This window comes from Micromonospora sediminicola (genome assembly GCF_900089585.1).
In the GTDB taxonomy this organism is placed as follows: Bacteria; Actinomycetota; Actinomycetes; order Mycobacteriales; family Micromonosporaceae; genus Micromonospora; species Micromonospora sediminicola.
The window spans coordinates 1-23091 of the sequence record NZ_FLRH01000003.1 but is presented as its reverse complement, the minus strand read 5'-3'; the positions used below and the strand labels follow the sequence as shown (position 1 = coordinate 23091).

The 23091-nt window shown below is 71.8% G+C and carries 24 protein-coding genes and 4 pseudogenes; 15 read left to right on the top strand and 13 right to left on the bottom strand.

Features of this window, described 5'->3' with window-relative positions; genetic code table 11:
* Nucleotides 1-85: 85 nt before the first annotated feature.
* A complete protein-coding gene (locus GA0070622_RS00460; RefSeq protein WP_091565183.1) occupies nucleotides 86-901 on the bottom strand; it encodes a carbon-nitrogen hydrolase family protein in 816 nt (271 codons plus the stop codon).
* Nucleotides 902-992: 91 nt separating this feature from the next.
* Between GA0070622_RS00460 and GA0070622_RS00455 the strand changes: the two genes are divergently transcribed.
* The 3 genes from GA0070622_RS00455 to GA0070622_RS00445 all read left to right on the top strand — a co-directional run bounded on the left by GA0070622_RS00455 (nucleotide 993) and on the right by GA0070622_RS00445 (nucleotide 3843).
* Nucleotides 993-1574 carry a winged helix-turn-helix domain-containing protein gene (locus GA0070622_RS00455; protein WP_091565180.1) on the top strand — a complete coding sequence of 194 codons (582 nt, stop codon included), beginning with the start codon at nucleotides 993-995 and terminating at the stop codon, nucleotides 1572-1574.
* 44 nt (nucleotides 1575-1618) lie between these two features.
* A complete protein-coding gene (locus GA0070622_RS00450) occupies nucleotides 1619-2869 on the top strand; it encodes an MFS transporter (protein ID WP_091565179.1) in 1251 nt (416 codons plus the stop codon).
* Nucleotides 2870-2991: 122 nt separating this feature from the next.
* On the top strand, nucleotides 2992-3843 hold the full coding sequence (locus tag GA0070622_RS00445) for a menaquinone biosynthetic enzyme MqnA/MqnD family protein (protein ID WP_091565178.1): 852 nt from the start codon (nucleotides 2992-2994) through the stop codon (nucleotides 3841-3843).
* A 16-nt stretch (nucleotides 3844-3859) separates the two neighbouring features.
* Here the strand turns inward: GA0070622_RS00445 and GA0070622_RS00440 are convergent, their stop codons facing one another.
* Together GA0070622_RS00440 and GA0070622_RS00435 are read right to left on the bottom strand one after the other, a co-directional pair.
* The gene (locus tag GA0070622_RS00440) at nucleotides 3860-4795 is read right to left on the bottom strand and encodes a serine hydrolase (protein WP_091565176.1); all 936 of its coding nucleotides are present in this window, start codon (nucleotides 4793-4795) and stop codon (nucleotides 3860-3862) included.
* Nucleotides 4795-5778 (bottom strand): hypothetical protein, encoded by a 984-nt coding sequence (locus tag GA0070622_RS00435; RefSeq protein ID WP_091565173.1) that lies wholly within the window; start codon nucleotides 5776-5778, stop codon nucleotides 4795-4797. Before GA0070622_RS00435 ends, GA0070622_RS00440 begins: the two co-directional genes overlap by 1 nt.
* 371 nt (nucleotides 5779-6149) lie before the next feature.
* On the opposite strand from GA0070622_RS00435, the gene paaA reads away from it, so the two are divergent.
* Genes paaA through paaE form a run of 5 tightly spaced genes read left to right on the top strand, consistent with a single transcriptional unit; the run spans nucleotide 6150 to nucleotide 9871 of the window.
* Nucleotides 6150-7217 carry a 1,2-phenylacetyl-CoA epoxidase subunit PaaA gene (gene paaA, locus GA0070622_RS00430; protein WP_091565169.1) on the top strand — a complete coding sequence of 356 codons (1068 nt, stop codon included), beginning with the start codon at nucleotides 6150-6152 and terminating at the stop codon, nucleotides 7215-7217.
* Nucleotides 7214-7501, top strand: coding sequence for a 1,2-phenylacetyl-CoA epoxidase subunit PaaB (gene paaB / locus GA0070622_RS00425; protein WP_088959289.1), 288 nt, complete (start codon nucleotides 7214-7216; stop codon nucleotides 7499-7501). Before paaA ends, paaB begins: the two co-directional genes overlap by 4 nt.
* Nucleotides 7502-7521: 20 nt before the next feature.
* Entirely contained in the window at nucleotides 7522-8280 is a 759-nt protein-coding gene (gene paaC, locus GA0070622_RS00420) for a 1,2-phenylacetyl-CoA epoxidase subunit PaaC (protein WP_176710521.1), read from the top strand.
* Nucleotides 8277-8753 carry a 1,2-phenylacetyl-CoA epoxidase subunit PaaD gene (paaD, locus tag GA0070622_RS00415; RefSeq protein WP_091565162.1) on the top strand — a complete coding sequence of 159 codons (477 nt, stop codon included), beginning with the start codon at nucleotides 8277-8279 and terminating at the stop codon, nucleotides 8751-8753. The genes paaC and paaD overlap by 4 nt, the downstream gene beginning before the upstream one ends.
* A complete protein-coding gene (gene paaE / locus GA0070622_RS00410) occupies nucleotides 8750-9871 on the top strand; it encodes a 1,2-phenylacetyl-CoA epoxidase subunit PaaE (RefSeq protein ID WP_091565151.1) in 1122 nt (373 codons plus the stop codon). Before paaD ends, paaE begins: the two co-directional genes overlap by 4 nt.
* 186 nt (nucleotides 9872-10057) lie before the next feature.
* On the opposite strand, the gene GA0070622_RS00405 is transcribed toward paaE, so the two are convergent.
* Nucleotides 10058-10585, bottom strand: coding sequence for a hypothetical protein (locus GA0070622_RS00405; RefSeq protein ID WP_091565150.1), 528 nt, complete (start codon nucleotides 10583-10585; stop codon nucleotides 10058-10060).
* 37 nt (nucleotides 10586-10622) lie between these two features.
* Nucleotides 10623-11018 (bottom strand): hypothetical protein, encoded by a 396-nt coding sequence (locus GA0070622_RS00400; protein WP_091565149.1) that lies wholly within the window; start codon nucleotides 11016-11018, stop codon nucleotides 10623-10625.
* Nucleotides 11019-11037: 19 nt separating this feature from the next.
* On the opposite strand from GA0070622_RS00400, the gene GA0070622_RS32310 reads away from it, so the two are divergent.
* The 6 genes and pseudogenes from GA0070622_RS32310 to GA0070622_RS00375 all read left to right on the top strand — a co-directional run.
* Nucleotides 11038-11199 carry a hypothetical protein gene (locus GA0070622_RS32310; protein ID WP_176558742.1) on the top strand — a complete coding sequence of 54 codons (162 nt, stop codon included), beginning with the start codon at nucleotides 11038-11040 and terminating at the stop codon, nucleotides 11197-11199.
* The gene (gene mqnC / locus GA0070622_RS00395) at nucleotides 11196-12386 is read left to right on the top strand and encodes a cyclic dehypoxanthinyl futalosine synthase (RefSeq protein ID WP_091565148.1); all 1191 of its coding nucleotides are present in this window, start codon (nucleotides 11196-11198) and stop codon (nucleotides 12384-12386) included. Before GA0070622_RS32310 ends, mqnC (GA0070622_RS00395) begins: the two co-directional genes overlap by 4 nt.
* A 403-nt stretch (nucleotides 12387-12789) precedes the next feature.
* Nucleotides 12790-14049, top strand: a complete 1260-nt coding sequence (locus tag GA0070622_RS00390) for a COG1361 family protein (protein ID WP_091565147.1) — start codon at nucleotides 12790-12792, stop codon at nucleotides 14047-14049.
* A 99-nt stretch (nucleotides 14050-14148) separates the two neighbouring features.
* Entirely contained in the window at nucleotides 14149-14859 is a 711-nt protein-coding gene (locus GA0070622_RS00385; protein ID WP_091565145.1) for a demethylmenaquinone methyltransferase, read from the top strand.
* Between the two features lie 74 nt (nucleotides 14860-14933).
* The gene (locus GA0070622_RS00380; protein WP_091565146.1) at nucleotides 14934-15152 is read left to right on the top strand and encodes a hypothetical protein; all 219 of its coding nucleotides are present in this window, start codon (nucleotides 14934-14936) and stop codon (nucleotides 15150-15152) included.
* A gap of 134 nt (nucleotides 15153-15286) precedes the next feature.
* A pseudogene (locus tag GA0070622_RS00375) lies at nucleotides 15287-16054 on the top strand (geranylgeranyl reductase family protein); the annotation flags it as partial.
* Between the two features lie 24 nt (nucleotides 16055-16078).
* Here the strand turns inward: GA0070622_RS00375 and GA0070622_RS00370 are convergent.
* The 6 genes and pseudogenes from GA0070622_RS00370 to GA0070622_RS32305 all read right to left on the bottom strand — a co-directional run.
* Nucleotides 16079-16839 (bottom strand): annotated as a pseudogene (locus GA0070622_RS00370) (geranylgeranyl reductase family protein); the annotation flags it as partial.
* A gap of 134 nt (nucleotides 16840-16973) precedes the next feature.
* Nucleotides 16974-17192 carry a hypothetical protein gene (locus GA0070622_RS00365; RefSeq protein WP_091565146.1) on the bottom strand — a complete coding sequence of 73 codons (219 nt, stop codon included), beginning with the start codon at nucleotides 17190-17192 and terminating at the stop codon, nucleotides 16974-16976.
* Nucleotides 17193-17266: 74 nt separating this feature from the next.
* Complete coding sequence (locus GA0070622_RS00360; protein WP_091565145.1) at nucleotides 17267-17977, bottom strand: demethylmenaquinone methyltransferase; 711 nt, start codon at nucleotides 17975-17977, stop codon at nucleotides 17267-17269.
* 99 nt (nucleotides 17978-18076) lie between these two features.
* Nucleotides 18077-19328, bottom strand: a pseudogene (locus tag GA0070622_RS00355) (cell wall anchor protein).
* 401 nt (nucleotides 19329-19729) lie between these two features.
* Nucleotides 19730-20941, bottom strand: coding sequence for a cyclic dehypoxanthinyl futalosine synthase (gene mqnC / locus GA0070622_RS00350; protein ID WP_091565144.1), 1212 nt, complete (start codon nucleotides 20939-20941; stop codon nucleotides 19730-19732).
* Nucleotides 20916-21077, bottom strand: a complete 162-nt coding sequence (locus tag GA0070622_RS32305) for a hypothetical protein (RefSeq protein ID WP_176558742.1) — start codon at nucleotides 21075-21077, stop codon at nucleotides 20916-20918. Before GA0070622_RS32305 ends, mqnC (GA0070622_RS00350) begins: the two co-directional genes overlap by 26 nt.
* A 100-nt stretch (nucleotides 21078-21177) precedes the next feature.
* Here GA0070622_RS32305 and GA0070622_RS00345 point away from each other — a divergent pair, with 100 nt between their 5' ends.
* The gene (locus GA0070622_RS00345) at nucleotides 21178-21444 is read left to right on the top strand and encodes a hypothetical protein (RefSeq protein ID WP_141684509.1); all 267 of its coding nucleotides are present in this window, start codon (nucleotides 21178-21180) and stop codon (nucleotides 21442-21444) included.
* Nucleotides 21445-21479: 35 nt separating this feature from the next.
* On the opposite strand, the gene GA0070622_RS32820 is transcribed toward GA0070622_RS00345, so the two are convergent.
* Nucleotides 21480-21758, bottom strand: a complete 279-nt coding sequence (locus GA0070622_RS32820; RefSeq protein ID WP_218060561.1) for a hypothetical protein — start codon at nucleotides 21756-21758, stop codon at nucleotides 21480-21482.
* Nucleotides 21759-22243: 485 nt separating this feature from the next.
* Nucleotides 22244-23091, bottom strand: a pseudogene (locus GA0070622_RS00335) (2Fe-2S iron-sulfur cluster-binding protein); the annotation flags it as partial.

The window sequence follows — 23091 nt, the reverse complement described above, 5'->3', positions numbered from 1 at the left end:
GGCCGTCCACGTTACGGCCCTCCGGGCTGCGGCGCCACCGATTTACGGCTGGTGAAAGGTGGCGTGATGCCCCGCCCCGCGGCGGTCAGCGATGCGCGGATCCCCGCCCGTCCGGCCCGTACGGCGGTCGGTAGACCAGGTCGACGACGTCCCGGCGCTGCTGGCCGATGCTCCAGTCGCTGGCCTGGGTCAGGTCGACGGTGACGCGCAGGGTGCCGACTCGTCCGGGGGCGAGTTCGCCGAGCACCTCGCCCTGCGGCGACACCACCATGCTGGGACAGTGCTGGGCGGGATCGGCAACGTTCACGGCGAAGACGAAGCGCTGGTTCTCGGCGGCCCGGCTGATCAGGTGGCTTCGCCACAGCCCGGCCGGGGCCTCAGGGCTTGCCGCGTTGGTCAGGAAGACGAATGCGTCCACCCCGGCCCGCGCCAGGTACTGCCACTGCTCCGGGTAGCGGATCTCCCGGCAGAGCTGCACGCCGACTTCCAGCCTTCCCTCGGGGAGGCTGAGCGTGTGCGTGGGCAGTTCGTCGCCGGCCCGCAGGACGTCCCGCTCGTTCATCGCCAGATTGATTTTCCGGTAGGTCCACCGCTGGCCGTCCGGCGCGAAGTAGAGGGCGGTGTTCCACCAGGCGCCGCCCTCGCGCATCAGGGAGCCGCAGAAGAGGTGGACGGCATTCTCGCGGGCGAGTGCGGCCAGCCGGGAGATGCCCCGTTCGAGAGCGTCGAGGTCGAGATGCGCCAGGGGTGACAGGTCCGAAGCGTACCCGGAGAGTGCGCCCTCGGGCAGGAGCACGACGTCGCCGGGCCGGGCGGCGGCCACGACCTGGGCGATGCCGGTGAGGTTGCGGGCGAGGTCCCAACCGGTGGGGACCTGGCCGATGACGACGGACGTCCGCATGGTCGGTGTCCTTTCGACGGTGAGCGGAGAGCCTAGGCGGCGCGTCGTCCCCGAGTGCCGTGAGGGACGTGCGGGCGGCAATCATGGAGGCATGACGGAGGCACGGCCGGAGCGGCGCCGGGTGACGATCAGCGACCCGCAGGTGATGCGGGCGCTCGCTCACCCGGCCCGTATGGCGATCATGGAACACCTCAGCGCGGTGGAGGGCGGTGTGACCGCGACGGAGTGCGCCGAGATCGCCGGACTGTCGCCGAGCGCGACCAGCTACCACCTGCGCGAGCTGGCGAAGTTCGGCCTGGTGCGGGAGGCGCCGGGTCGAGGCGACGCGCGGGAACGGGTGTGGGAGGCGGTGAACGCCTCCTACTCGGTCGACGCGGGGCCGGACGCCGACCCGGACACGCGAGCGGCCGAAGCGGCGCTGGTCGAGGCGCACCTGGTGCGCGACGCCCAGCGGGTCCGGGACTGGCTGCGTCGCGCGCCGGACGAGCCGCGCGAGTGGTACGAGGCGACCTGGCTCAGCGACAGCGTGCTGCTGCTGACTTCGGAGGAGTTGGTCGAGGTCAACCGGGCGATCCAGGAGCTGATCGCGCCCTATCGGCAGCGGGCCCGGACCGATCCCCCGGCGGGGGTCCGCAAGGTCGCGATGCAGTACCGGGCGATGCCGATCGACTGAGCCGGGGTCTTGCGCACGCAGGTATGAAGGAATATTTTCGAAGTATGTCCTTCACATCTGGTGGGTCGCGCTGGTCCGACGTCTGGCTGGCGACCGCCGCCCGGGGCGTCTCCAGCTGCGGCGACTTCCTCGCGGCCACCGCGCTCACGCTCGCGCTCCAGTCCGCCGGGGCCGGTGGCCTGGCCGTCTCCGGGCTGCTGCTCGCCGCCACACTGCCGCTGGTCGCGCTCGCCCCGCTGACCGGCCGCCTCGCCGACCGGGTGGACAGCCGGGTCCTGCTGGTCACCGCCGGCCTGGTCCAGGCGGGGATCTGCGTGGCGCTCGCGTACGCGCGGGACCCGGTCCTGGTCATCGCGCTGGTGGCGCTGCTCGCCACGGGGCTCGCGGTCACCCAGCCGGTGCTCGCCGCGCTGGTGCCGGTGATGGTCCGACCCGCGGACCTGCCCCGGGCCGGCGCGCTCAACCAGACCGCCGGCACCCTGGGCGCGCTCGCCGGGCCCGCGCTGGCCGGGCTGCTCGTCGGTCAGTTCGGCACCCGGGTGCCGCTGCTCGTCGACGCGGGCACCTACCTCGCGCTGGTGGTGGCCGGGTTGCTCATCCGTACCCGGCGGGGTGGGCGTGGGTCGACGGCGGCCGGGGCCGCGACGGCGGTCACGCCCGCGTGGCGGCTGCGTCGCGACCCGCTGCTGATGGTGATGGTCGGCAGCGTCGCCGCGGTGGTCGGCGCGGTCGGGGCGATCAACGTGATCGAGGTCTTCTTCATCCGGGAGACGCTGGACAGCTCCACCACCGTGTACGGCCTGGTCACCGGGGCCTGGACGCTGGGCATCGTGGTCGGCGCCTGGGTGTTCGCCCGGGTCGCCCGGCGGCTCGTCGACGACGGCGCGCTGCTCGGGGCCGGGCTGGTGCTGCTCGGCGGCTGCTGCCTGGCGGTGCTCGTCTCGGCGGCGGTGCCGGTGGCGTGGCTGCTCGTGCCGGTCTGGCTGCTCGGCGGCGTGGCCAACGGGGGCAACAACGTCTTCGACCAGTTGCTGCTGGCGCGCCGGGTGCCGGAGGAGGCCCGGGGTCGGGCGTTCGCGGTGTTCGGCGCGGCGGTGCAGGGCGCCGGGATGGGCGGCTTCCTGGTCGGCGGCCTGCTCCTGGAGGTGGCCGGGCCCCGGCCGCTGGTCGCCGGCTGCGGGGTGGCCGGCCTGCTGGTGGTCGTCGGGCTCGCCGGGCCGGTCCGCCGCGCGGTACGCGCCGACCGCTCCGCCGCCCCCGTCGCCGCGCCGTCCCCGGCGGGGGTGGGCGGTTAACAGGGGCCCCCTCCTCTACCTAATGCGTTAACAGGGGGCCCCTCCTTCCCCCCGGTGCGGCATGAACCACTTACCGGCCGGCCCGTGGGGCGGGGCGCGGGCGGCGGGGATACGGTCGGGTCATGGCCGACCGCATCGCCCGCCCCCGGGTGGGGCACATCCAGTTCCTCAACTGCCTGCCCATCTACTGGGGTCTGATGCGGTCCGGCGCGCTGCTCGACGTCGACCTGCACAAGGACTCGCCGGACCGGCTCAGCGCCGACCTGGTCGCCGGTGACCTCGACATCGGCCCGATCACGCTGGTGGAGTTCCTGAAGCACGCCGACGAACTGCTGCTCCTGCCCGACCTGGCGGTGGGCAGCGACGGTCCGGTGCTCTCGGTCAACGTGGTGTCCACCCGACCGCTGGGCGAGCTGGACGGCGCCCGGGTGGCGCTGGGCTCCACCTCGCGTACCGGGGTGTTGCTGGCCCAGGTGCTGCTCGCCGAGCGGCACGGGGTGCGCCCGGAATACTTCCGCTGCCCGCCGGACCTGACCCAGATGCTGCTGGAGGCCGACGCCGGGGTGCTGATCGGCGACGTGGCGCTGCGCGCGCTGTACGAGGCGCCGGGCAAGGGCCTCGCGGTGACCGACCTGGGTCAGGCCTGGCACGACTGGACCGGGCTGCCGATGGTGTTCGCGGTCTGGGCGGTACGCCGGGAGTTCGCCGCCGCGCATCCCGGCCTGGTCAAGGAGGTGCACGAGGCGTTCCTGCGTTCGCGTGACCTGTGCCTGGCCGAGCTGGACCAGGTCGCCGAGGCGGCGGCCCGCTGGGAGCCGTTCGACGCGGCCACCCTGGCCACCTACTTCCGCACGCTCGACTTCTCGCTGGGCGAGCGGCAGGTGGCCGGGCTGCGCGAGTTCGCCCGCCGGGCGGCCGCGTACGGGGAGGTGCCGGCGCTGCCGGCGGGCGGCCCGGAGTTCTTCCAGGGCTGAGTGCCCGGGGCGCGGGTCAGGTCGCCGGACGCAGCAGCGCCTCGGTGATCTGCTCGCAGGCCTTCATGCCGTAGTCCCACCCGCCGACGCTGAACGGGCTCTTGACCATCACGCCCATGGTCCAGGTGTCACCGATCGCCAGGCAGTTGACGTGGTATTCCTTTTCCTTCTGCCGGTCGATCCAGCCGTTCTTGATGGCGATCTTCTTCTGCTCGCCGGCGGGGAACGCCTTGCGGATGCCGAAGTCGCCGGCGCCGCGGACCAGCCGCATCTCGTTGAGCAGCCACTTCGTCCACTTCGGTCCGGCCGCCCGGCCGTCGTCGATGCAGAGTCCGAGCCGCGCGGTGTCGCGCGGGGAGAGCAGCGTCCGGCTCCAGCCGCCGTCGGCGGCCACCTTGCTGTCGGTCAGCTTGCACATCGAGATGAGCCGCTTGATCGACGCCGCGCTGCCCACGCTCTCGTAGAACTCCTGGGCCCGGGTGTTGTCGCTGTCCCGAATGATCTTCGTGGCGTCGGCCAGCTTGGCGTCGCTCGGGGTCTTGCCCGCCTCGGCGCTGCGACGCAGGTAGTCGGCGACCACCCACGCCTTGATCAGCGACGCGGTGGTGCTCGTCTCGCCCATGTTCGTCGAGCCGATGATCTTCCCGGTCCGCTTGTCCAGGACGGACCAGGCGTACCAGCCCTTGAGGTCGAGGTCGTCGAGGTCCTGGGCCGCGAACGGCAGGGGCTCCAGCGACGGCGACGGGGCGGGTCGGGGTCGGGCGTTGCGGTCGGTGGGCTGGGTGGTGGACCGGTCACCGGCCACGTCGGGGTGTGCGGTGGAGGTCGTCCGCAACGGCGAGCCGGGCACCAGCCGCAGCGAGAGGACCAGCAGGCCGACCAGGGCCAGGGCCACGGCGCTGAACGCCAGCGGCCGGCGGTGGCTGCCGGGCCGTCGGCGGGCGCCGGCCATCAGAGCTTCCCGACGGGTTGCTGCGGCACCTTGAGCGCCGCGCCGGGCTGCGGGGTGACGAGCTGTGTGGCGACGCTCGCGCAGACCTTCGAGCCGTACGAGAGCCCGGCGCTGCCCGGGTAGCGCATCATCACCGCGAGGCTCCACTTGTCGGTGACCGCCAGGCAGTTGACGTGCCAGTTGTTGTCGTAGACGAGCTGGGTCCAGCCGTTCTTGATGTGCACCGGGCCCTGGGCCTTGATCGAGGCGGGCAGCCCGTCGACGATGCCCCACTTGCCGCCGCCGGACTTCAACTGCTGGCTCTTGATGCTGCCCCGGACGTTGGCCATCTCGTTGAGCACCCACTTGGTCCACTTGGGGCCGGCGGCCTTGCCGTCGGCGATGCAGTCGCCGAGCCGCACCGCGTCCCGGGGGGACATCTGGGTGAAGCTCCACCAGCCCAGGTAGTCGGGGACGGTGCCGGCCCGGGTGTCGGTCAGCCCGCAGATCTTGACGGCCCGCTGGAGCACCGGGTTCAGCTTGTTGCCGGGCTGCGCCTTGTAGGACCCGCCGGCCGCCCGGTAGACCATGTTCGCGCCGTCGTCGTTGCTGTCCCGGATGGCCAGGCTCGCCGCCTTCTTCAACGCGGCGGTCGGCTCCTTGTCGCCGAGCTGGCGCAGGTAGTCGGAGACGATCCAGGTCTTCAGCATCGACTCGGTGGAGCTGGTCCGGTTCATGTTCTGCGCGCCGGTGACGGTGCCGGTGGTGCGGTCCATCAGGGCCCAGGAGAAGAACTCGCCCTTGAAGTTCACCGAGACCGGGGCGTCGGCCAGCGTCGGGGCCGGCGGCGCGGTCGGGCTCGGCGCCGGCACCTGCTGGCCGCCGCCGATGCCGCCGCTTCCGCCGTCGCCGCCGGAGAGCTTCGCGTACGCGGCGGGGACCAGCATGACGCCGCCGATGAGGACCGCCACGATGGCGAGCACCATGGTCACGCGAGGTCGCATGAGTGGGTGAGCTCCAGATGTCTGGCCGGGGGGACCGGCGCTTCCGCATGTCTTCGGCCCCGTCGCCACAAGGCCGGGGGACGGTGGCCTGAGCTGTGGCGATCAACGGCAGCCGATCGGTGTGCCGGGGGAAGTCTACTTCCGGACCGTCCGTACGCCAGACTCCGACGCCCGCCGACTCGCCGGGTGGGCGGGACATTGAACCGCTATGCCGCCCTTGGGGGGTTTCATCTTCGGCAAGTGGTCGACGTCACAGGCGTTTTCCCAGGTCAGCCGCGACCACGGTCGGCGTCCACCCGGTCACTGAAGGTGGCTGCGGAATCCTGTTACACCCTCTGGTGTCACGCGTCGCGAGCTGTAACACTGGCCTCATGTATGGCAACGACTTCGCCCCGCCCGAGGACGGTCCGGGCGGCGGCCTGCTCGGCGAGGTGGAGGCCGCGGAGGCGGCACTGCGCGAGGCGGCGGCGCGCGCCCGGCGCGGCGGCCCGGCACCGGACGAGGACGTCGAGGCGTACTTCGCCGACGTCATCGGCGCGGACCAGAAGATCGAGCCCCGGGACTGGATGCCGGAGGCGTACCGCAAGACGCTGATCCGGCAGATCGCCCAGCACGCGCACTCCGAGATCATCGGAATGCAGCCGGAGGGCAACTGGATCAGCCGGGCGCCGTCCCTCAAGCGCAAGGCCATCCTGCTGGCCAAGGTGCAGGACGAGGCCGGCCACGGCCTCTACCTCTACGCCGCCGCCGAGACGCTCGGCATCAGCCGGGACGAGCTGGTGGACCTGCTGCTCGACGGCCGGCAGAAGTACAGCTCGATCTTCAACTACCCGACCCTCACCTGGGCCGACGTCGGGGCCATCGGCTGGCTGGTGGACGGCGCGGCAATCGTCAACCAGGTGCCGCTGTGCCGCTGCTCCTACGGCCCGTACGCCCGGGCCATGATCCGGGTCTGCAAGGAGGAGTCGTTCCACCAGCGGCAGGGCTACGAGATCCTGCACACGCTGGCGCACGGCACCCCGGCCCAGAAGGCGATGGCCCAGGACGCGCTGGACCGCTGGTGGTACCCCTCACTGGCCATGTTCGGCCCGCCCGACGGGGACTCGACGCACAGCGCGCAGTCCATGGCCTGGAAGATCAAGCGCTTCTCCAACGACGATCTGCGCCAGCGCTTCGTCGACATGTGCGTCGGCCAGGCGGAGGTGCTCGGCCTGACCATTCCGGACCCGGACCTGCGCTGGAACGACGAGCGGCAGGCGTACGACTACACCCAGCCCGACTACGCCGAGCTGATGCGGGTCATCAAGGGCGACGGGCCGTGCAACCGGGAGCGGATGACGCACCGGCGGCGGGCCCACACCGACGGCGCCTGGGTACGGGACGCCGCCGCGGCGTACGCCGCCAAGCAGGCCCGGACGAAGGAGAAGGTCGCCGCATGAGCAAGGAATCCTCGCCGCTGTGGGAGGTCTTCGTGCGGGCCCGGCGGGGCCTCTCGCACACCCATGTCGGCAGCCTGCACGCACCCGACGCGGAGCTGGCCCTGCGCAACGCCCGCGACCTCTACACCCGTCGCCAGGAGGGCGTCTCCATCTGGGTGGTGCCGGCGAGCGCGATCACCGCGTCCAGCCCGGACGAGAAGGACGCGTTCTTCGACCCGGCGGCCGACAAGGTCTACCGCCACCCGACGTTCTACGAGGTGCCGGACGGGGTGGCACACCTGTGAGCGCGAGGAGTGAGCCGGTTCTGCGAGCCCCGCAGTCGCGAACGGAAGGCGGCTCGGTGAACCTCTTCGGCTTCACGCTCGGCCTCGGTGACGACGCGCTGGTCGCGGCGCAGCGGCTCGGCGAGTGGACCTCCCGCGCGCCGGAGATGGAGGAGGACATCGCGCTGGCCAACATCGCCCTCGACCAGCTCGGCGCGGCCCGGCTGCTGCTCACGTACGCGGGCGAGCTGGAGGGCGCCGGCCGGGACGAGGACGACCTGGCCTACCTGCGCGACGACCGGGAGTTCCGCAACTGCCTGCTGGTCGAGCTGCCCAACGGCGACTTCGGCGTGACCATGGCGAAGCTGTTCTTCCTCGCCGCCTGGCAGCTCCCGCTCTACACCGCGCTGTCCGGTTGCGGGGACGACCGGCTGGCCGCCATCGGCGCCAAGGCGCGCAAGGAGTCGGCGTACCACCTGGACCACGCCTCGCTCTGGGTGAAGCGCCTCGGCGACGGCACCGACGAGTCGCACCGTCGCATGCAGGACGCGGTGGACGAGGTCTGGCCGTACGTGCACGAGCTGTTCGTCCCGGACCCGGCGGCGCCGGTCGACCCGGCCACCCTGCGGGCCGACTTCGACGCCACCGTGGCCGCCGTGCTGGACGAGGCCACGCTGACCCGCCCGGAGACGAGCTGGACGCCGGGTGGCGGCCGGGACGGCGTGCACACCGAACACCTCTCCTACCTGCTGGCCGAGATGCAGGTGCTGCACCGCGCCCACCCCGGAGCGCGCTGGTGAGCGATGTCAGGGCGGCCGTGGCGGCGGTGGTGGATCCGGAGATCCGGGTGATCACCATCGACGAGCTGGGCATCCTGCGCGCGGTCGAGGAGGAGCCCGGCACCGGTCGGGTCCTGGTCACCATCACCCCCACCTACACCGGCTGCCCGGCCATGGACGTGATCCGCGCGGACATCCGGCGGGCGCTCGCCGCGGCCGGGCATCCGGACGCCGAGGTCCGCACGGTCTACAGCCCGGCCTGGAGCACCGACTGGATCTCCGACACCGGCCGGGCCAAGCTCGCCGCCGCCGGCATCGCGCCGCCCGCCCCGCGCGGCGACGACACCGTGGTGCCGCTGACCCTGGCCGTCCGCTGCCCGCGGTGCGGATCGCCGGACACCACGCAGGTCAGCCGGTTCGGCTCCACCGCGTGCAAGGCGTTGTGGCGCTGCCGTTCCTGCTCCGAACCCTTCGACCACCTGAAGGCGCTGTGACTGTCACCATCACCCGGCCGGTCCGTCGCCGGCCGGTCTTCCACCCGTTGTCCGTCGCCGCCGTCGACCGGCTCACCGACGACTCGGTGTCGATCACGTTCGCGGTGCCCGAGGAGCTGCGGGAGACGTTCGCGTTCTCCGCCGGGCAGCACCTCACGGTCCGGCGTCCGGCGGGCGCCGCCGACCCGGAGGCCGGGGAGGCGCGGCGGTCGTACTCGATCTGCTCCACCCCGGACGAGCTGGCCCGGCACGGCCGGTTGCGGATCGGGGTGCGCGAGGTCCCGGGCGGGGCCTTCTCCGCGTACGCCTGCGGCGCGCTGCGCGGCGGCGACACCGTCGACGTGCTGCCCCCGCTGGGGCACTTCACCTCCGCGTTCGCCCCGGACCGGGTCCGCCGGTACGGCGCGGTGGTGGCCGGCTCCGGCATCACCCCGGTGCTCGGCCTGGCCGCGACCGCGCTGGCCGTCGAGCCGGGGAGCACCTTCACCCTGGTGTACGGCAACCGCACGGCGAACACGGTGATGTTCGCCGAGGAGCTGGCCGACCTGAAGGACCGCTACCCGACCCGGCTGCACCTGGTGCACGTGCTGTCCCGGGAGATGGGGGAGTCGGCGCTGCTGTCCGGGCGGATCGACGCCGACCGGCTGACCCGGCTGCTGGACTCGGTCGTGCCCGGCGACGAGATCGAGGAGTGGTTCCTCTGCGGCCCGTACGGGATGGTGGTGGACGCCAAGGCGGTGCTGGCCGGTCGCGGGGTGCCCGACTCGGCGGTGCACACCGAGCTGTTCCACGTGGACGCCCCGCCGGAGCCGGTCCGCCGGGAGACCGACCGGCCCGGCGCCGGCGCCGAGGTGACGATCCTGCTGGACGGCCGCTCGTCGAGCTTCACCATGGGTCGGGACGAGCGGGTGCTGGACGCGGCGCTGCGGGTGCGTGGTGAGCTGCCGTACGCCTGCAAGGGTGGGGTCTGCTCGACCTGCCGGGCCAAGGTGACCGAGGGTGAGGTGACCATGGCGCGCAACTACGCCCTGGAGCCGGACGAGGTCGCCGCCGGCTACGTGCTGACCTGCCAGTCCAGCCCGGTCACCGACAAGCTGACCGTCGACTACGACGCCTAGCGGCAACACCACAAGGTGCCGTGGCGGCGCGACCCCCGAAGCCGACGCGGCGCGCCACGTCCATTTCTTGTCCGAACGGTTCGGACAGCGGTAACCTTCAACTGCCAGGGGCACTAGCCCCGTGGAAGTGGACCCGGCAGCCTTCCGGACGGTGGGTGGGCCGGGTCTCGCGCTGTCTGCGCCTCGTCAGACCTGTCGCGACTCACTGACCATGCGACGGATGGAGTTCCTCCAGCGCCCGCCTTTGGCCCAGCACCACGCCAGCGCGTCGGGAATGGCCAGCAGGCACTCCTCGTGAGCACGCAGCTGGTCGTAACGCAGCCTCCCGTCCACCCCGCACTTCCTGACCTGCTCGAAGAGCAGGCGCTGATCGGCTTGGAAGGTCGAGTCGTCGCGTTCCAGGACGAGGCGGGCAGCCCCGATCTTTGCCGCGTGCTCCACCAGAGAGACGAGGCATGCCTCGCGAGCGACCCTGGCGTTGCGATGGTGCTTCGCGTCGAAGATGACGGCGTGCGCGGAGAGCGCGAGAAGCCCGTCGACGATCTGACGGCGCCGGTCGTCCCTCTCCTTGTGGAAGTGGATACGGCGTTGGCCGGGCAGGATGAGATCACGAATCGACCGGCGCGCAGCGGTCAGATCGGCCGGGTGCATGACCACGGCGGCGACAAGAAGCCCTCGCTCCTTGGTCTCGTCGACGAAGACGTGCGCGGTCATGGGACGAGGCCGCCTTCCTGTCGCTGCTCAGACCTGGTCAGGCGTTGACGATTTCCCTGATGCGGTCGAGCTTCTGGCGGGCGGTCAGGCCGGCGGGGTTCTTGGTGCCGATGACGTCCAGCTCTGCCCGGACGTCACAGTCGTCCGGCTGTAGGACGGCATCGATCACACGCGCTCGAGGGCCGCCGTCCCGGACGTAGATCCAGACCGTCTGCGACTGCCGTGGCTCGGCGTTGAGCGCCGCGTCGAGCCGGTGGGAGGGGAAGAAGCCGAGGCCGGTCGCCCTGAGCGTGTCGGCGATCTCGGCCAGGACCCAGCGGCCGAGCTTGCGGTAGCCCAATTCGGTCCGCAACTCGCCGAGGGTCGCTTCCGTTAGTCCTCCGTCCGCTCGGCAACGGGCGGCGATGCCTTGAGCGTTTTCCGTCTCGCTCACATCCCACTCCAGTGCGTCGATGGATCTCGACAAGATGATGCGAGATGCTAAACATCTTGTCAACAACCGCCGAACATTTTATATCGATCTTGGCGATATGATTGAGCAGGTGGGTTCGGCTCACACCGGAGGGCCCGGTACGGCGGCTTCCATCGGTGGCGACGTACGCTCGGGGATGTGACGGCGAACCGGGAGATCGACGACATCCTGCAACGCGGCGCGGACGGCGGGCGGATCACGCCCGAGGAGGCCCTGCTGCTCTACACCGACGCGCCCTTCCACGCGCTGGGCGAGGCGGCCGACGCGGTCCGGCGCCGCCGCTACCCGGACAACATCGTCACGTACCTGATCGACCGCAACATCAACTACACGAACGTCTGCGTGACGGCGTGCAAGTTCTGCGCGTTCTACCGGGCGCCCAAGCACTCCGAGGGCTGGACCCACCCGACCGAGGAGATCCTGCGCCGCTGCGGCGAGGCGGTCGAGCTGGGCGCCACCCAGGTCATGCTCCAGGGCGGGCACCACCCGGACTACGGCGTGGAGTACTACGAGGAGCTGTTCTCCTCGGTCAAGAAGGCCTACCCGCAGCTCGCCATCCACTCGATCGGGCCGAGCGAGATCCTGCACATGGCGAAGGTCTCCGGCGTGAGCCTGGACGAGGCGATCGCCCGGATCAAGGCCGCGGGCCTGGACTCGATCGCCGGCGCCGGCGCCGAGATGCTGCCGGACCGGCCGCGCAAGGCGATCGCGCCGCTGAAGGAGTCCGGCGCCCGCTGGCTGGAGGTCATGGAGCTGGCCCACCGGCAGGGCCTGGAGTCGACCGCGACCATGATGATGGGCACCGGCGAGACCAACGCCGAGCGGATCGAGCACCTGCGGATGATCCGCGACGTGCAGGACCGCACCGGCGGCTTCCGGGCCTTCATCCCGTGGACCTACCAGCCGGAGAACAACCACCTGAAGGGCCGCACCCAGGCGACCGCGCTGGAATACCTGCGGCTGATCGCGGTGGCCCGGCTCTTCTTCGAGACGGTGCCGCACCTCCAGGCGTCCTGGCTCACCACCGGTAAGGACGTGGGCCAGCTCGCGCTGCACATGGGCGTGGACGATCTCGGTTCGATCATGCTGGAGGAGAACGTCATCTCCTCGGCCGGCGCCCGGCACCGGTCCAACCTGCACGAGCTGATCGGCATGATCCGCTCGGCGGACCGGATCCCCGCCCAGCGCGACACGCTCTACCGCCGGCTCGCGGTGCACCACACGCCCGCCGACGACCCGAGCGACGACCGGGTGGTGTCGCACTTCTCGTCGATCGCGCTGCCCGGCGGCGGCGCCGGGAAGTCACTGCCCCTGGTCGAGGTGAACTGACGCGGCTCCACCGTTCGGCTGGACGGCCCGTCGATTCCGGTGAAGCTTCGGCGTGGATCTCGACGGGCCCGTCGGCGGGCCGCTAACGTGCCCGCTCGGCACCGTCCATCAGGGCCGCGAGCTGCCAGGTAACAGGTCGGCGGCGACCCGGTCGAGGGCGGTACCGCGCGCCGTCGCGGCGACTACGCTGGCGGCGTCCGGCGGACCGTCGTCCTCCATCGGCCCATGAGGGCCGTTCACATAACGCACCGCGGCAAGGGCGGGATGGGTGACCATCCCGCCCTTGCTGTCGGTGGCGGTCAGTGGGAATTGCAACCGTACGGCGCTGGCGCGTCGATGCGTCGCTCCGGTACCGTCCGTTCGTTCCGTGCCCGATCGGCACGTCCCTACCCCCGGGGGAACCATGACCTTCCGATACCGCTCCACGCTGGCCCGCGCCGGCGTGGTGGCCCTGCTCTCCACCGCCGCGCCGGTCGCGTTCGGCGTGCCGGCGCAGGCGGCCGACCTGGCCGACCTCGTCCTCGCCCCGATCAGCACCGGGCTGGCCAGGGGCGTCGAGGCGGCCCAGGCAAAGCCGGTCAAGTTCACCGTCACCAACGTCGGCACCGCCACCGCCAAGGACGTCAGCGTCCGGGTCAAGGTGGACGATCTCAACCCGAAGCGGGTGGGCTACCTGCGCCCGGCCGGCTGCCGGGTGGTCTCCCCGCAGCTCTTCGACTGCCTCCTGGGCGACGTGCCGGCCGGCACCAGCGAGGACTTCGGCATCCCGCTGTTCAGCACCGGCGGCAAGGGGGACGGCGGCGTGCTGACCGTCGGCGTCTCCACCACCACCCCGCAGCCGAACACCGCCGACGACATCGTCGAGCTGCCGATCCGGGTGACCAAGCCGGGTTACGACCTCACCGCCTGGGTGCAGGACATCCAGGACAACGTCGTGGTCAACGGCGCGGTGCGGGACGAGCCGGACCTGAAGCCGGTGCGTCGGGGCAGGACGGTCCCGCTGGACTGGGCGGCCTACAACCACGGCAGCCAGTCGGCCACCGGTGTCGTCTACGGCCTCACGCTGCCCGCCGGGGTCGCCTTCGTCGACCTGCCGGAGGGCTGCGTGCGCCAGGAGGTGCTGGGCAAGCAGCAGGCCGTCTGCGAGGACGCGGGCGCGGTGATCCGGCCCGGCCAGTACTACACCGCCGGGGTCACCGTGCGCGTCGGCGACGACGTGACCGAGACCGTGCTGCACGAGGGCGACTTCTTCGCCTACGGACTGGACCGCGCCGAGGGCACGCCGGACGAGGCGCCCAAGGCGGCCAGCCAGGCGCAACGACGCACCTTCGCCGAGGTCGACGAGCTGGACAACCACACCATCTTCGAGGCCTTCGTCGACCTGTCCGCCGAGCCCACGCCCGGCCCCAGCGGCACCCCGCAGCCGACGCCGACCGCCGAGCCGACCCCGAGCGGCGGCGCGACCGCGGTCCCGACCCCGACGGCGGGTGGCGGCAACGGCGGTGGCTCCGGTGACGGCGGCCTGCCGGTGACCGGTGTGCAGGTGGGCCTGATCGGCGGTGTCGGCGCGGTCGTCCTCGCCGCCGGTGCGGCGCTGATGATGCTGTCCCGGCGCCGCAAGGTGGTCCTGGTCGCCCCGACCGAGGAGCGCACCGAGGACTGACCGGAGACGGTTATTGGACGAGGGTGGGGTGGGCGACCACCCCGCCCTCGTCGCGTACCCGGGGGGAGCCGGGGCCGGCGTGGCTGGCAGAGTGGAGGGGTGAGCCGTACCCCGCAGGGCCAGCGCGCCAGCCTGGACAAGCAGCCGCACGAGGTCGCCGCCATGTTCGACGGTGTGGCGGCCCGCTACGACCTGACCAACACCGTGCTCTCCTTCGGGCAGGACCGGTCCTGGCGGCGGGCCACCCGGGCGGCGCTCGGCCTGCGCCCCGGCGAGCGGGTGCTGGACGTGGGCGCCGGCACCGGGGTGTCGACCGAGGAACTGGCCCACTCCGGGGCGTACGCGGTCGGCGCCGACCTGTCGCTGGGCATGCTGCACGCCGGCAAGCGCACCCGCCCGGCGGTGCCGCTGCTGGCCGGGGACGCGCTGCGGCTGCCGTTCGCCGACGCCAGCTTCGACGCGGTGACCATCTCCTTCGCGCTGCGCAACGTGAGTGACACCGACGCCGCGCTGCGCGAGCTGGCCCGGGTGACCCGGCCGGGCGGACGGCTGGTGGTCTGCGAGTTCAGCACGCCGGTGAACCCGGCGTTCCGCACGGTCTACCTGTCGTACCTGATGCGGTCGCTGCCGGCGGTGGCCCGCGCGGTGTCCAGCAACCCCGACGCCTACGTCTACCTCGCGGAGTCGATCCGGGCCTGGCCGGACCAGGCCGCGCTGGCCGCGCGGATCGGTGCGGCCGGGTGGGGCCGGGTGGCCTGGCGCAACCTGACCGGCGGCGTCGTCGCGCTGCACCGCGCCGTCCGGGACTGATCCCTCGGTCGACTCAAACCGACCATTTCGTGAATATCCGGTTCTGGTCTACTTTGTCCCGTAGGCTCGCCCCCATGACGGGATCGGACCAGGTCGCCACCGACGACGACGCCGCCGAGCTGATCGCCCAGCTCAGGGAGTTGGCCGGGGCGGATCCCGCGGACGTCCGTCAGGTCGTCGCCGAGGTGCTGGCGGCGTTGGACCGCGCGGCCGGGGGCGCGCTGCGCGACCATCTGCCCGAGGCGATCCGCCTCGACGCCGGCCTGGGGCCGGCCACGCCGGCCCGCCCGTGACCGATATCCACATCCTTACCGGCGGGTTTCCGTGAAGTTAGGCACCCCTGGTCGCATACAGGTGTAACGCCGGTCATAGACTCCAACCCGATCGGCTTGTGAAGCATTTCACGAGCATGCGGGAGGAGGCGCGGATGACCGCGGTGGAGAACGACGCCGACGTCATCGTCGTGGGCGCCGGTCCCGGAGGATCGGCCACGGCGTACCACCTGGCGCGGCACGGCGTACGCGTGCTGCTGCTGGAGAAGACGGAGTTTCCCCGGGAGAAGGTCTGCGGCGACGGGCTCACGCCCCGCGCCGTGCGGCAGCTGATCCGGATGGGCGTGGACACCTCGCCCGAGGCCGGCTGGCTGCACAACAAGGGCCTGCGGGTGATCGGCGGTGGGGTACGCCTGGAGCTGGACTGGCCCGACCTGGCCAGCTTCCCCAACTACGGCCTGGTCCGGACCCGGCTCGACTTCGACGACCTGCTCGCCCAGCGTGCCGTCGCCGCCGGCGCGAAGCTGCGCACCGGGGTGAACGTCCTGACCCCGGTGCTGGACGCGGACGACCGGGTGATCGGCGTGCAGGCCGAGGTCGGCCCGGACAAGGAGCCGGCCACCTTCCACGCGCCGCTGGTGGTCGCCGCCGACGGGGTCTCCGGCCGCTTCCCGCTCGCGCTCGGGCTGACCAAGCGGGAGGACCGGCCGATCGGCGTCGCGGTCCGCCGCTACTACCGCTCGCCCGCCAAGCACGACGACGACTACCTGGAGTCCTGGCTGGAGCTGCGGGCCAAGGGCAACGACGCGCTGCTGCCCGGCTACGGCTGGATCTTCGGCCTCGGCGACGGCCGGGTGAACGTCGGCCTGGGCGTGCTCAACTCCTCCTCCGCGTTCGGCAAGACGAACTACCGGCGACTGGCTCACCAGTCTGGCTGGCCAAGCAGCTCGCCGGTAGTTCGTCTTGCCGAACGCGGAGGAGGAGTTGAGCACGCCCAGGCCGACGTTCACCCGGCCGTCGCCGAGGCCGAAGATCCAGCCGTAGCCGGGCAGCAGCGCGTCGTTGCCCTTGGCCCGCAGCTCCAGCCAGGACTCCAGGTAGTCGTCGTCGTGCTTGGCGGGCGAGCGGTAGTAGCGGCGGACCGCGACGCCGATCGGCCGGTCCTCCCGCTTGGTCAGCCCGAGCGCGAGCGGGAAGCGGCCGGAGACCCCGTCGGCGGCGACCACCAGCGGCGCGTGGAAGGTGGCCGGCTCCTTGTCCGGGCCGACCTCGGCCTGCACGCCGATCACCCGGTCGTCCGCGTCCAGCACCGGGGTCAGGACGTTCACCCCGGTGCGCAGCTTCGCGCCGGCGGCGACGGCACGCTGGGCGAGCAGGTCGTCGAAGTCGAGCCGGGTCCGGACCAGGCCGTAGTTGGGGAAGCTGGCCAGTCGGGCCAGTCCAGCTCCAGGCGTACCCCACCGCCGATCACCCGCAGGCCCTTGTTGTGCAGCCAGCCGGCCTCGGGCGAGGTGTCCACGCCCATCCGGATCAGCTGCCGCACGGCGCGGGGCGTGAGCCCGTCGCCGCAGACCTTCTCCCGGGGAAACTCCGTCTTCTCCAGCAGCAGCACGCGTACGCCGTGCCGCGCCAGGTGGTACGCCGTGGCCGATCCTCCGGGACCGGCGCCCACGACGATGACGTCGGCGTCGTTCTCCACCGCGGTCATCCGCGCCTCCTCCCGCATGCTCGTGAAATGCTTCACAAGCCGATCGGGTTGGAGTCTATGACCGGCGTTACACCTGTATGCGACCAGGGGTGCCTAACTTCACGGAAACCCGCCGGTAAGGATGTGGATATCGGTCACGGGCGGGCCGGCGTGGCCGGCCCCAGGCCGGCGTCGAGGCGGATCGCCTCGGGCAGATGGTCGCGCAGCGCGCCCCCGGCCGCGCGGTCCAACGCCGCCAGCACCTCGGCGACGACCTGACGGACGTCCGCGGGATCCGCCCCGGCCAACTCCCTGAGCTGGGCGATCAGCTCGGCGGCGTCGTCGTCGGTGGCGACCTGGTCCGATCCCGTCATGGGGGCGAGCCTACGGGACAAAGTAGACCAGAACCGGATATTCACGAAATGGTCGGTTTGAGTCGACCGAGGGATCAGTCCCGGACGGCGCGGTGCAGCGCGACGACGCCGCCGGTCAGGTTGCGCCAGGCCACCCGGCCCCACCCGGCCGCACCGATCCGCGCGGCCAGCGCGGCCTGGTCCGGCCAGGCCCGGATCGACTCCGCGAGGTAGACGTAGGCGTCGGGGTTGCTGGACACCGCGCGGGCCACCGCCGGCAGCGACCGCATCAGGTACGACAGGTAGACCGTGCGGAACGCCGGGTTCACCGGCGTGCTGAACTCGCAGACCACCAGCCGTCCGCCCGGCCGGGTCACCCGGGCCAGCTCGCGCAGCGCGGCGTCGGTGTCACTCACGTTGCGCAGCGCGAAGGAGATGGTCACCGCGTCGAAGCTGGCGTCGGCGAACGGCAGCCGCAGCGCGTCCCCGGCCAGCAGCGGCACCGCCGGGCGGGTGCGCTTGCCGGCGTGCAGCATGCCCAGCGACAGGTCGGCGCCGACCGCGTACGCCCCGGAGTGGGCCAGTTCCTCGGTCGACACCCCGGTGCCGGCGCCCACGTCCAGCACCCGCTCGCCGGGGCGCAGGCCGAGCGCCGCCCGGGTGGCCCGCCGCCAGGACCGGTCCTGCCCGAAGGAGAGCACGGTGTTGGTCAGGTCGTAGCGGGCCGCCACACCGTCGAACATGGCGGCGACCTCGTGCGGCTGCTTGTCCAGGCTGGCGCGCTGGCCCTGCGGGGTACGGCTCACCCCTCCACTCTGCCAGCCACGCCGGCCCCGGCTCCCCCCGGGTACGCGACGAGGGCGGGGTGGTCGCCCACCCCACCCTCGTCCAATAACCGTCTCCGGTCAGTCCTCGGTGCGCTCCTCGGTCGGGGCGACCAGGACCACCTTGCGGCGCCGGGACAGCATCATCAGCGCCGCACCGGCGGCGAGGACGACCGCGCCGACACCGCCGATCAGGCCCACCTGCACACCGGTCACCGGCAGGCCGCCGTCACCGGAGCCACCGCCGTTGCCGCCACCCGCCGTCGGGGTCGGGACCGCGGTCGCGCCGCCGCTCGGGGTCGGCTCGGCGGTCGGCGTCGGCTGCGGGGTGCCGCTGGGGCCGGGCGTGGGCTCGGCGGACAGGTCGACGAAGGCCTCGAAGATGGTGTGGTTGTCCAGCTCGTCGACCTCGGCGAAGGTGCGTCGTTGCGCCTGGCTGGCCGCCTTGGGCGCCTCGTCCGGCGTGCCCGGCGCGGTCCAGTCCGTAGGCGAAGAAGTCGCCCTCGTGCAGCACGGTCGGTCACGTCGTCGCCGACGCGCACGGTGACCCCGGCGGTGTAGTACTGGCCGGGCCGGATCACCGCGCCCGCGTCCTCGCAGACGGCCTGCTGCTTGCCCAGCACCTCCTGGCGCACGCAGCCTCCGGCAGGTCGACGAAGGCGACCCCGGCGGGCAGCGTGAGGCCGTAGACGACACGGTGGCGACTGGCTGCCGTGGTTGTAGGCCGCCCAGTCCAGCGGGACCGTCCTGCCCCGACGCACCGGCTTCAGGTCCGGCTCGTCCCGCACCGCGCCGTTGACCACGACGTTGTCCTGGATGTCCTGCACCCAGGCGGTGAGGTCGTAACCCGGCTTGGTCACCCGGATCGGCAGCTCGACGATGTCGTCGGCGGTGTTCGGCTGCGGGGTGGTGGTGGAGACGCCGACGGTCAGCACGCCGCCGTCCCCTTGCCGCCGGTGCTGAACAGCGGGATGCCGAAGTCCTCGCTGGTGCCGGCCGGCACGTCGCCCAGGAGGCAGTCGAAGAGCTGCGGGGAGACCACCCGGCAGCCGGCCGGGCGCAGGTAGCCCACCCGCTTCGGGTTGAGATCGTCCACCTTGACCCGGACGCTGACGTCCTTGGCGGTGGCGGTGCCGACGTTGGTGACGGTGAACTTGACCGGCTTTGCCTGGGCCGCCTCGACGCCCCTGGCCAGCCCGGTGCTGATCGGGGCGAGGACGAGGTCGGCCAGGTCGGCCGCCTGCGCCGGCACGCCGAACGCGACCGGCGCGGCGGTGGAGAGCAGGGCCACCACGCCGGCGCGGGCCAGCGTGGAGCGGTATCGGAAGGTCATGGTTCCCCGGGGGTAGGGACGTGCCGATCGGGCACGGAACGAACGGACGGTACCGGAGCGACGCATCGACGCGCCAGCGCCGTACGGTTGCAATTCCCACTGACCGCCACCGACAGCAAGGGCGGGATGGTCACCATCCCGCCCTTGCCGCGGTGCGTTATGTGAACGGCCCTCATGGGCCGATGGAGGACGACGGTCCGCCGGACGCCGCCAGCGTAGTCGCCGCGACGGCGCGCGGTACCGCCCTCGACCGGGTCGCCGCCGACCTGTTACCTGGCAGCTCGCGGCCCTGATGGACGGTGCCGAGCGGGCACGTTAGCGGCCCGCCGACGGGCCCGTCGAGATCCACGCCGAAGCTTCACCGGAATCGACGGGCCGTCCAGCCGAACGGTGGAGCCGCGTCAGTTCACCTCGACCAGGGGCAGTGACTTCCCGGCGCCGCCGCCGGGCAGCGCGATCGACGAGAAGTGCGACACCACCCGGTCGTCGCTCGGGTCGTCGGCGGGCGTGTGGTGCACCGCGAGCCGGCGGTAGAGCGTGTCGCGCTGGGCGGGGATCCGGTCCGCCGAGCGGATCATGCCGATCAGCTCGTGCAGGTTGGACCGGTGCCGGGCGCCGGCCGAGGAGATGACGTTCTCCTCCAGCATGATCGAACCGAGATCGTCCACGCCCATGTGCAGCGCGAGCTGGCCCACGTCCTTACCGGTGGTGAGCCAGGACGCCTGGAGGTGCGGCACCGTCTCGAAGAAGAGCCGGGCCACCGCGATCAGCCGCAGGTATTCCAGCGCGGTCGCCTGGGTGCGGCCCTTCAGGTGGTTGTTCTCCGGCTGGTAGGTCCACGGGATGAAGGCCCGGAAGCCGCCGGTGCGGTCCTGCACGTCGCGGATCATCCGCAGGTGCTCGATCCGCTCGGCGTTGGTCTCGCCGGTGCCCATCATCATGGTCGCGGTCGACTCCAGGCCCTGCCGGTGGGCCAGCTCCATGACCTCCAGCCAGCGGGCGCCGGACTCCTTCAGCGGCGCGATCGCCTTGCGCGGCCGGTCCGGCAGCATCTCGGCGCCGGCGCCGGCGATCGAGTCCAGGCCCGCGGCCTTGATCCGGGCGATCGCCTCGTCCAGGCTCACGCCGGAGACCTTCGCCATGTGCAGGATCTCGCTCGGCCCGATCGAGTGGATGGCGAGCTGCGGGTAGGCCTTCTTGACCGAGGAGAACAGCTCCTCGTAGTACTCCACGCCGTAGTCCGGGTGGTGCCCGCCCTGGAGCATGACCTGGGTGGCGCCCAGCTCGACCGCCTCGCCGCAGCGGCGCAGGATCTCCTCGGTCGGGTGGGTCCAGCCCTCGGAGTGCTTGGGCGCCCGGTAGAACGCGCAGAACTTGCACGCCGTCACGCAGACGTTCGTGTAGTTGATGTTGCGGTCGATCAGGTACGTGACGATGTTGTCCGGGTAGCGGCGGCGCCGGACCGCGTCGGCCGCCTCGCCCAGCGCGTGGAAGGGCGCGTCGGTGTAGAGCAGCAGGGCCTCCTCGGGCGTGATCCGCCCGCCGTCCGCGCCGCGTTGCAGGATGTCGTCGATCTCCCGGTTCGCGTCACATCCCCGAGCGTACGTCGCCACCGATGGAAGCCGCCGTACCGGGCCCTCCGGTGTGAGCCGAACCCACCTGCTCAATCATATCGCCAAGATCGATATAAAATGTTCGGCGGTTGTTGACAAGATGTTTAGCATCTCGCATCATCTTGTCGAGATCCATCGACGCACTGGAGTGGGATGTGAGCGAGACGGAAAACGCTCAAGGCATCGCCGCCCGTTGCCGAGCGGACGGAGGACTAACGGAAGCGACCCTCGGCGAGTTGCGGACCGAATTGGGCTACCGCAAGCTCGGCCGCTGGGTCCTGGCCGAGATCGCCGACACGCTCAGGGCGACCGGCCTCGGCTTCTTCCCCTCCCACCGGCTCGACGCGGCGCTCAACGCCGAGCCACGGCAGTCGCAGACGGTCTGGATCTACGTCCGGGACGGCGGCCCTCGAGCGCGTGTGATCGATGCCGTCCTACAGCCGGACGACTGTGACGTCCGGGCAGAGCTGGACGTCATCGGCACAAGAACCCCGCCGGCCTGACCGCCCGCCAGAAGCTCGACGCATCAGGGAAATCGTCAACGCCTGACCAGGTCTGAGCAGCGACAGGAAGGCGGCCTCGTCCCATGACCGCGCACGTCTTCGTCGACGAGACCAAGGAGCGAGGGCTTCTTGTCGCCGCCGTGGTCATGCACCCGGCCGATCTGACCGCTGCGCGCCGGTCGATTCGTGATCTCATCCTGCCCGGCCAACGCCGTATCCACTTCCACAAGGAGAGGGACGACCGGCGCCGTCAGATCGTCGACGGGCTTCTCGCGCTCTCCGCGCACGCCGTCATCTTCGACGCGAAGCACCATCGCAACGCCAGGGTCGCTCGCGAGGCATGCCTCGTCTCTCTGGTGGAGCACGCGGCAAAGATCGGGGCTGCCCGCCCTCGTCCTGGAACGCGACGACTCGACCTTCCAAGCCGATCAGCGCCTGCTCTTCGAGCAGGTCAGGAAGTGCGGGGTGGACGGGAGGCTGCGTTACGACCAGCTGCGTGCTCACGAGGAGTGCCTGCTGGCCATTCCCGACGCGCTGGCGTGGTGCTGGGCCAAAGGCGGGCGCTGGAGGAACTCCATCCGTCGCATGGTCAGTGAGTCGCGACAGGTCTGACGAGGCGCAGACAGCGCGAGACCCGGCCCACCCACCGTCCGGAAGGCTGCCGGGTCCACTTCCACGGGGCTAGTGCCCCTGGCAGTTGAAGGTTACCGCTGTCCGAACCGTTCGGACAAGAAATGGACGTGGCGCGCCGCGTCGGCTTCGGGGGTCGCGCCGCCACGGCACCTTGTGGTGTTTGCCGCTAGGCGTCGTAGTCGACGGTCAGCTTGTCGGTGACCGGGCTGGACTGGCAGGTCAGCACGTAGCCGGCGGCGACCTCGTCCGGCTCAGGGCGTAGTTGCGCGCCATGGTCACCTCACCTCGGTCACCTTGGCCCGGCAGGTCGAGCAGACCCCACCCTTGCAGGCGTACGGCAGCTCACCACGCACCCGCAGCGCCGCGTCCAGCACCCGCTCGTCCCGACCCATGGTGAAGCTCGACGAGCGGCCGTCCAGCAGGATCGTCACCTCGGCGCCGGCGCCGGGCCGGTCGGTCTCCCGGCGGACCGGCTCCGGCGGGGCGTCCACGTGGAACAGCTCGGTGTGCACCGCCGAGTCGGGCACCCGCGACCGGCCAGCACCGCCTTGGCGTCCACCACCATCCCGTACGGGCCGCAGAGGAACCACTCCTCGATCTCGTCGCCGGGCACGACCGAGTCCAGCAGCCGGGTCAGCCGGTCGGCGTCGATCCGCCCGGACAGCAGCGCCGACTCCCCCATCTCCCGGGACAGCACGTGCACCAGGTGCAGCCGGGTCGGGTAGCGGTCCTTCAGGTCGGCCAGCTCCTCGGCGAACATCACCGTGTTCGCCGTGCGGTTGCCGTACACCAGGGTGAAGGTGCTCCCCGGCTCGACGGCCAGCGCGGTCGCGGCCAGGCCGAGCACCGGGGTGATGCCGGAGCCGGCCACCACCGCGCCGTACCGGCGGACCCGGTCCGGGGCGAACGCGGAGGTGAAGTGCCCCAGCGGGGGCAGCACGTCGACGGTGTCGCCGCCGCGCAGCGCGCCGCAGGCGTACGCGGAGAAGGCCCCGCCCGGGACCTCGCGCACCC

Coding starts and splice junctions, on each gene's coding strand:
- GA0070622_RS00460 (WP_091565183.1), bottom strand. CDS start 901: ATGCGGACGTCCGTCGTCATCGGCCAGGTCCCCACCGGTTGGGACCTC.
- GA0070622_RS00455 (WP_091565180.1), top strand. CDS start 993: ATGACGGAGGCACGGCCGGAGCGGCGCCGGGTGACGATCAGCGACCCG.
- GA0070622_RS00450 (WP_091565179.1), top strand. CDS start 1,619: ATGTCCTTCACATCTGGTGGGTCGCGCTGGTCCGACGTCTGGCTGGCG.
- GA0070622_RS00445 (WP_091565178.1), top strand. CDS start 2,992: ATGGCCGACCGCATCGCCCGCCCCCGGGTGGGGCACATCCAGTTCCTC.
- GA0070622_RS00440 (WP_091565176.1), bottom strand. CDS start 4,795: ATGGCCGGCGCCCGCCGACGGCCCGGCAGCCACCGCCGGCCGCTGGCG.
- GA0070622_RS00435 (WP_091565173.1), bottom strand. CDS start 5,778: ATGCGACCTCGCGTGACCATGGTGCTCGCCATCGTGGCGGTCCTCATC.
- paaA (WP_091565169.1), top strand. CDS start 6,150: ATGTATGGCAACGACTTCGCCCCGCCCGAGGACGGTCCGGGCGGCGGC.
- paaB (WP_088959289.1), top strand. CDS start 7,214: ATGAGCAAGGAATCCTCGCCGCTGTGGGAGGTCTTCGTGCGGGCCCGG.
- GA0070622_RS00405 (WP_091565150.1), bottom strand. CDS start 10,585: ATGACCGCGCACGTCTTCGTCGACGAGACCAAGGAGCGAGGGCTTCTT.
- GA0070622_RS32310 (WP_176558742.1), top strand. CDS start 11,038: ATGGATCTCGACAAGATGATGCGAGATGCTAAACATCTTGTCAACAAC.
- GA0070622_RS00390 (WP_091565147.1), top strand. CDS start 12,790: ATGACCTTCCGATACCGCTCCACGCTGGCCCGCGCCGGCGTGGTGGCC.
- GA0070622_RS00380 (WP_091565146.1), top strand. CDS start 14,934: ATGACGGGATCGGACCAGGTCGCCACCGACGACGACGCCGCCGAGCTG.
- GA0070622_RS00365 (WP_091565146.1), bottom strand. CDS start 17,192: ATGACGGGATCGGACCAGGTCGCCACCGACGACGACGCCGCCGAGCTG.
- GA0070622_RS32305 (WP_176558742.1), bottom strand. CDS start 21,077: ATGGATCTCGACAAGATGATGCGAGATGCTAAACATCTTGTCAACAAC.
- GA0070622_RS32820 (WP_218060561.1), bottom strand. CDS start 21,758: ATGGTGCTTCGCGTCGAAGATGACGGCGTGCGCGGAGAGCGCGAGAAG.